The 6784-nt window shown below is 40.7% G+C and carries 9 protein-coding genes; all 9 read right to left on the bottom strand.

The features are described from left to right. Nucleotides 1-39 precede the first annotated feature (39 nt). Genes ACSZPU_RS21820 through ACSZPU_RS21780 form a run of 9 tightly spaced genes read right to left on the bottom strand, consistent with a single transcriptional unit; the run spans nt 40 to nt 6721 of the window. Nucleotides 40-333 (bottom strand): hypothetical protein, encoded by a 294-nt coding sequence (locus ACSZPU_RS21820; protein ID WP_499003065.1) that lies wholly within the window; start codon nt 331-333, stop codon nt 40-42. Continuing rightward, nucleotides 323-1711 (bottom strand): MFS transporter, encoded by a 1389-nt coding sequence (locus ACSZPU_RS21815; protein WP_498013301.1) that lies wholly within the window; start codon nt 1709-1711, stop codon nt 323-325. The genes ACSZPU_RS21820 and ACSZPU_RS21815 overlap by 11 nt, the downstream gene beginning before the upstream one ends. Nucleotides 1712-1731: 20 nt before the next feature. After that, a complete protein-coding gene (locus tag ACSZPU_RS21810; RefSeq protein WP_059009648.1) occupies nt 1732-2397 on the bottom strand; it encodes an HAD family hydrolase in 666 nt (221 codons plus the stop codon). Continuing rightward, nucleotides 2387-3325: a pseudouridine-5'-phosphate glycosidase gene (locus ACSZPU_RS21805; protein WP_499003062.1), complete on the bottom strand. Its 939-nt coding sequence runs from the start codon at nt 3323-3325 to the stop codon at nt 2387-2389. Before ACSZPU_RS21805 ends, ACSZPU_RS21810 begins: the two co-directional genes overlap by 11 nt. A 12-nt stretch (nt 3326-3337) precedes the next feature. Next, nucleotides 3338-4039 carry a transglutaminase-like domain-containing protein gene (locus ACSZPU_RS21800; RefSeq protein WP_499003060.1) on the bottom strand — a complete coding sequence of 234 codons (702 nt, stop codon included), beginning with the start codon at nt 4037-4039 and terminating at the stop codon, nt 3338-3340. 3 nt (nt 4040-4042) lie between these two features. Further along, the gene (locus ACSZPU_RS21795; protein ID WP_499003058.1) at nt 4043-5176 is read right to left on the bottom strand and encodes an acyl-CoA dehydrogenase family protein; all 1134 of its coding nucleotides are present in this window, start codon (nt 5174-5176) and stop codon (nt 4043-4045) included. Between the two features lie 20 nt (nt 5177-5196). Then, on the bottom strand, nt 5197-5574 hold the full coding sequence (locus ACSZPU_RS21790; RefSeq protein ID WP_498013303.1) for an ectoine synthase: 378 nt from the start codon (nt 5572-5574) through the stop codon (nt 5197-5199). Between the two features lie 16 nt (nt 5575-5590). Continuing rightward, complete coding sequence (locus ACSZPU_RS21785) at nt 5591-5842, bottom strand: hypothetical protein (RefSeq protein WP_059009641.1); 252 nt, start codon at nt 5840-5842, stop codon at nt 5591-5593. Continuing rightward, on the bottom strand, nt 5843-6721 hold the full coding sequence (locus ACSZPU_RS21780) for an AMP-binding protein (RefSeq protein ID WP_499003056.1): 879 nt from the start codon (nt 6719-6721) through the stop codon (nt 5843-5845). Nucleotides 6722-6784 lie beyond the last annotated feature (63 nt).

Here is a 6784-nt window from a genome sequence, read left to right as displayed (position 1 = left end):
CTTATCGGTAGTTAACCCTTCCTCCTACACTCTCCACAATCATGTCCGAGCGTTGCACTTATTATCTGAATTCGCGTCACGAAGAGTCAGCAATGCTTTCTCTAAATCATAGTATTCCAACAGCGATTCTATATCTGAACCGATAAAAACTTCACCCACATTTCGCGGAAGTTTGAAGCGCACAGTATGAATTGATGCAGGCGCAATAACTTGTCTCCATAATTCCATCTCGGGAGTTGGGTCATTATGGACAACAATTATTCCAAGACGCATGTTAAATGCAGTAGGTAAAATACGCAATTGCGTTGGAAAGGTGATTTTTTCACTGAGCATGATTGATTTCCTTCTTATCAAGTAAGGCTACACCAGCACCCATGAGGCAAAAGAAAACTAATAGCGCAAATGACAATTTATAAGCTGCCATACCTTGGGTTAAGCTTAGGATAATCACTAATAATGCGAGGGATATAGCGCCACTACCATATTGTGCTGTGACCATTAATGAACTGGCTGCCCCCTGTTTATCTTCAGGAATACCTCGAATGCCAACAACAAATTTGGAAGTATATATCAGCCCGTGGCCTAGACCGCTGATTATTAATCCTGCATATAGATATGATTGATTCAATGTACTCTCTAGAGTCACTGCAATTAAAGCAATCCCTAGACCACCAATTATAAAACCAGAAAATAATACTTTATTGGCTCTAAAACGACCAATTAATCGGCCGGCTAGCATATTGCCGAGTATAATAGTTATAGATAAAGGTAAGAACATCATCCCAGTGGTAAGGGCATTTTTGTCATAGGCATCTTGTAAAAGGAGCGTGACAAGAAAAAATTCGGAGCCTACCCCTGCCATATAGAAAGCACTTGCTGCACAACCAATACGTAATGTGCGAATAGGCCGTACATCACGTTCAATGAGAGGGCGGGGTGATATGCGTTCGGTCAGCAAAAAAGCCACTATTAGCACAGCAACAATCAATGAAAGCAGAGGTATTATTTCCTGATACTGTTGCTGCTCTGTGACCAAAGTAAGAAGTAGTACAAGGGATAATACCGCAGCGGTTCCAATTAAAGACGCCAGCAGCGGAATCCTTGCCTGCCTTCTAAAGGTGTCATTCTTTTGCCGCATACTACTAAACCCGGCCAACACACAAATAATTACTAACGGCACATTAACATAAAATACTAGACGCCATGAGATCACTGTAAACAATCCACCCAGTACCACTCCTGCCACCAAGCCGGAGGCTCCTACAGCCCCCCATATGGACAGCGCTCTTGCCCGTTCGCTGCCTTCAGCAAAACGCGAAGAGATGAGTGAGATAATTGCCGGCTGCATAGCTGCGGCACTTATTCCTTGCAATGCGCGCGCTAGCATTAGAAGCTCGCCATTTGGTGCCAGCCCACCAAGTAATGAGGCGAAACCAAATATGCTAGTCGCTATTAAAAAGATATGACCTGCACCGTAACGATCACATAGACGCCCGCCTAGTAGTAAAAAACCGGCAAAAAATAATGCATAGGCAGATACCACCCACTGGGCATGGGCATTGCTCAGTGTAAGATTACGGGTAATTTCAGGTAGTGCGACATATACGATAGAATAATCAAGTGCAATCACAAATTGAGCGAACGATAGTACAATTAGTGTTAGAATGGCTTGGCGAGAAAGCATTTTTTTTACTTCAATTGGAGTTTCCATAGATATCCTTTATTACTGTGTTACCGCATGCAGCTTTGTAATGTGTTTGCCAATTCGGACCAGTTATTGACGATTGTATCGAACCCATTGATTCTCATCTGCGCTTCAGTTGAAACGCCCCATGTCACACCAATACCCTTTACTCCGGCATTTTTGGCCATAAGTAGGTCATCAATTGAATCGCCCACTACAACTGAGTTTGCTAATTCAATATCCAATATCTTCAATGCGTGTGTGACCAGATCAGGGAAAGGTTTTCCTTGGGTCACCATGTCGTGACAGTAGATACCGTCAAAAAGTTCGAGGATACCAGCAAGCTTTAAGAGCTCATGCGCGCTTTTGCTGACTTTACTAGTTACAATGGCAACTTTAATTCCCTGCTTCTTCAGCTGGTTAATTAATGGTCTCGCCTGTGGGAAGAGAACGTCATGTGTTAGATTAGCCAACTCATTAGAAAACTGTTTGCGATATTCAGTACATAATTGATTAACTTCATTCGCACTAGCCGCAGGTAAGATTTCGGAGAATGCTTTTATCAAGGGTTGACCAATCGTCTTTTTGAGCAACGTGGTGTTATAACCGCGACCGTGACAAAGCAATACACGCTCAAATGTCTTAATTATTATTGAAGGAGTATCAGCCAGTGTGCCGTCGAGATCAAATAACACAGCGTAGTTATTCATCATGAGCTATCCTATCGCTAAGGTGACTCGCCAACTTTGCCGCAAGTACGGCTGTTGAAATTAATGCGCTACGATTAATAAGTTCACTTTTTCCTTCGGTGGCAGTTGATATAATTTTGAGAATTTCTGGTGTAACTGCTTGCCCACGGATACCTTGTTCTCTGCACCACTTTACCGCATCCTGAATAAGACCATTTAACCAAACGGAATCCAGTGAGTCTTCCTCGTTCAATGGATGAGTTACTAGCACACCACCGCTCGAAGCTAATTTCCAATGGTGCTCAATAAGACTGGCGATTTCACTTAAGTATTCAAGATGAAGAGGCACCTTTTCTGAGGTACTGCGTGTGTAATAACCTGGAAAATCGCGCCAGCGGTAGCCAATTACAGGTACGCCATGCGTTTCTAGATATTCTAGGGTTAAGGCCGGATCAAGCATTGACTTCGCTCCAGCGCATACCACTGCAACTTTTGACCGTGTAAACTGAATCAAATCTGTCGAGATATCTAGCGTTTCGGTGGCACCGTAATGTACGCCGCCAATTCCCGCGACGGAAAATACTTTGATGCCTACTTGTTGGCAGGCAATCAGACTAGCGGATACAGTAGTACCAGCACTCTTACCGGTAGCAAGAGCCCAAGCTAGATCGCGCGTTCCAATTTTGGAACTATCACTAAACTGCGACAATACCTCTGTTTCTTCTTTGCTTAAGCCGACATATAACCTACCTTTGAGTACGGCAATACGCGCAGGTAGTGCACCGTGATCACGGATTGCTTGTTCAACCGCAAGTGCTATTTGCGCGTTATTTGGCCATTTTCCTCCTGTGACAACTGATGATTCCAGTGCCACTATCGGACGGTTTTCCGCCAGAGCCTCACAAACCTCTGGTGAGATTCGATAAAAATCAGGTAACGTAATTATCATCATTTTCTCCTTGTTTCAGGTTTGCATTTCGGATTTAGACATAGGGTGATTACTACGGACGATATTGTATTCATTGAGAAAATTAGGGTGCGATGTTTTTACCTTATTAATTAATTCTTCTGCTGACTCGGGCTCAACTGTAACCGGTTGTTCAAGGAAAATTAATGAGCTGGATTTATCTTTGTTATACGGCTGATGAATAGAATCACTTCTGCCATCGAACTCCAAAGGTGGTGCGCCATATAACTGGCAGAATAATTTACTAAACACTGGAGTCGCCTTAATCCAGATGTCGTTAATTTTCACCTCAGAGTACCAGTGCAAAAAAACTTCCCCTTCCATTAATCGGATAATATCTGGTGATGCTAGGTGGTTACGTACATGTACGGCTTTCAACCTTGCCGGGAATTCCAATTTTCGTGCTACTGTAATAAAAACGATAGATTTATGCAGGCAAAATCCTTTGTTGCTAGTTATAACTGAACTAGCTTTCAAGCCCGAGCTACTAACATCAACATCGAAGATTTGATAATTTATTCTATCCCTCACGATATAGTAAAAGTTAACAAGCTGTTCTAAGGGTGTACAGTCGTTATCTCTAATATGTTTATTAAAATAATCAACAAATACCTCGCTGTCATAGTCAAAAATAGTTGAACGGCTTAGGTATGGGTCATAAATTGAAATTTTGTTATCTAAGCTATCAGTGGTTTCCATATTTTAAAGTCCCAATGAGGCTGCAATACGATTGCGATGAAGATCATTCGTACCTGAATAAATTGTAGAAGATACTGTGTCCGCGATTTTTTGTCCGGCGCCTGATTCGTTAAGGTAACCTCTCCCCCCCAATACATTTAAATTTGCGAGTGAAATATCTATAGCTAAATCGCTTATAAGGATTTTTGAAGAGGATATTTCAATCGTTGCATTCAAGTTCTTATCCATTTTATTTGCAGCGGCGTGTAGCCAAGCCCTTGCAGCCTCATAGCGTATTTTCAAATTAACAAGTTTATGTGCGAGAGCCTGATTAGAGGAAATACTCCTCCCGAATTGCTTTCGTTCTTTGGACCAGTTAATTGCTCCATCTAAAGTGCGACCTGCTTCCGCCAATGTAATAGCAAATGAGAAAATTATTTCTTTTTTCATAACCCTATCGAGAATGAAAAATCCTTCTCCTTCATTCCCTATGCGGCTACTTTGGGGTAACACAGTATTTTTAAATTCTATAAACCCATTAGGGGAACTGTGCAAACCGAATTTTGGTATATCATCACCACGCTTTAAATTTGATTTATTCATTTCAATAATAAAAGTACTTAACGAGTTTATGGCTTTATCTGTAGACGTTCGAGCGTAAACTAAAATTATATCGGCAACTGGTCCGTTAGTGACAAATGATTTTTCCCCTTTAAGGAGATACTCACCATTTTCACTGTGTTGAACTAATGTTTCCATGCTTAACACATCGGAACCAGCTCCGCGTTCTGAGATAGCATGTCCGCCAATAATCTTTCCAGCCATTAACCCAGCCAAGTATTTTTCTCGTTGTGCATCACTTCCCCAGAGACTCAATGGCACCAGTGAACTGGCAAGTTGCGTTGCTACTGAAAAGTTTAGACCTGGGTCCTCGCATTCTCTGCCAAGTACTTCCAGCACTCTGGTTATTTCAAGCATGGAAAGGTTCGAACCACCATACTTTTTAGGAACAATAGATCTAAACAGTCCTGTATCGGCAATCAGGTGCCAGTTATTTATAGGGAAATTTTTTTTATCGGAGGCAAGTGCTCCATTCTTATTAAGTTCAACGCTAACGTTTCGGATGCTTTCAATTAATATCTGCGCTTTACTTTCCATGTATCACCTCCAGTAATATATTAATATTGAGAAAAACCACTAGCGCTTAAGGTGTGTTTTTCATCCCCACGAAGTGGTGGGTTAAAAACACTAACGAGAACTAAATCTTCATCTTTATCAGCTATAAGATGATGGGCATCATTTTCATTTAATACGTAAAGTGTTCCAGGCTTAATCAGTAATTCATTTTTACCATCCGCACTAATTACTTTTCCAGTCCCTGACAGGCAGTAGCAGGATTCTAAATGTTCGCGGTATTGAAGTTTTGATTCGGTACCTTTATAGACTATTGTATGGCAAACTGTATAACCAATTTTGTCGGCAGCTGTAAGTAAACGATAGCTTTTACCATTACCCCATTCGATACCAACAGTTTCCTCAAGTTTACGTACGTACATATTTGCTCCTTATAAATTATTTCGTATTTTGATTGATAAACATAATTACGTTACTAACGCTACTGAAATTATCTGGGCTAAAAATTTTCTCTTCCATTGGGATGTTGAACTTTTCGCCAACCCAAGAAATGAAAATCAGTAACTCAAGACTGCTAATCAATCCATTTGTGATCAAGTTATAATCATTGCTTAGTTCTACTGGATTTACATCTTTAGCGAATGTAGTGCAAAGATATTCCTTTATTTCAATATCATTAATTAATGCCATTTAACCTCCATAAATTAATTCAAGTTTTGCCGTGTCATATTTCCCATTGTTTCCAAGAGGGATCTCTTCATCGGTTATCCACATCCTTTTAGGTATGGCAGCGGTGGGTAGATGTTCAGAACAATATTTTCTTAAAGATAACGGACTTATGTCTTTTGAGTTAATAGTGTTTATAACAGCAATTACTCTGTTTTCCCCTAGATCATTAACGCGAGCCCAAACCACTGCTGCGCGAATATCAGGATGAAGGAGCAATACCATTTCTATATCTGACAGATTAATTCTAACGCCATCGACTTTAATTTGATGATCTATACGTCCATGTATTTGTAGCTCCCCATTATTATTCACTGAGGCTAAATCTCCAGTACGGAACCAACGTCTTCCATGTTCATCTGTAAAGAATTTCTCAGCTGTTTTATTTTTGTCGCAATAGCCTGCACTCATAAATGGTGTATGGACTAATAATTCACCTTTGTCATGATCATGAGATAAATCAATGGTGAATTCTACTCCTGGTAAACGTTGACCGATAGGTAGCGTTTCTATGCTTGACAGCTTTTCTTTATCTAATATTGCAACAAAACTATCGTTAGTTTCCGTACTACCGTAAATATTCATCAACTTGCTGCCAGGTAAAAGTTTGATTATCTTATGTACAAGCGAAAGCGGGAATTTTTCTCCGGTTATAATGGTCAATTTAATGTAATTCAATGACGATGAACTACCTTGTAATAAAGTACGGTATAATCCACTTACACCCTGTAAGACATTAACTTGCTGTTCTTCTATCAACTTTCGTAAGTAAGCGCCATGTGTCATTTTACTTTCATCAGCCACCACAACTCTTCCACCAGCGATTAATGGAGGCGGATTCAACTCCGAAGTGCAACGCTAAGCCGCCAATCTTAGCTCTGCAAACACCACAGACGGTTGCCTGAA

Origin of the sequence: Phytobacter sp. V69 (genome assembly GCF_965644215.1) — a bacterium.
Taxonomy (GTDB): Bacteria; Pseudomonadota; Gammaproteobacteria; order Enterobacterales; family Enterobacteriaceae; genus Phytobacter.
Note: the sequence above shows the minus strand (reverse complement) of the source record. Positions and strands in the feature narration are given on the sequence as shown.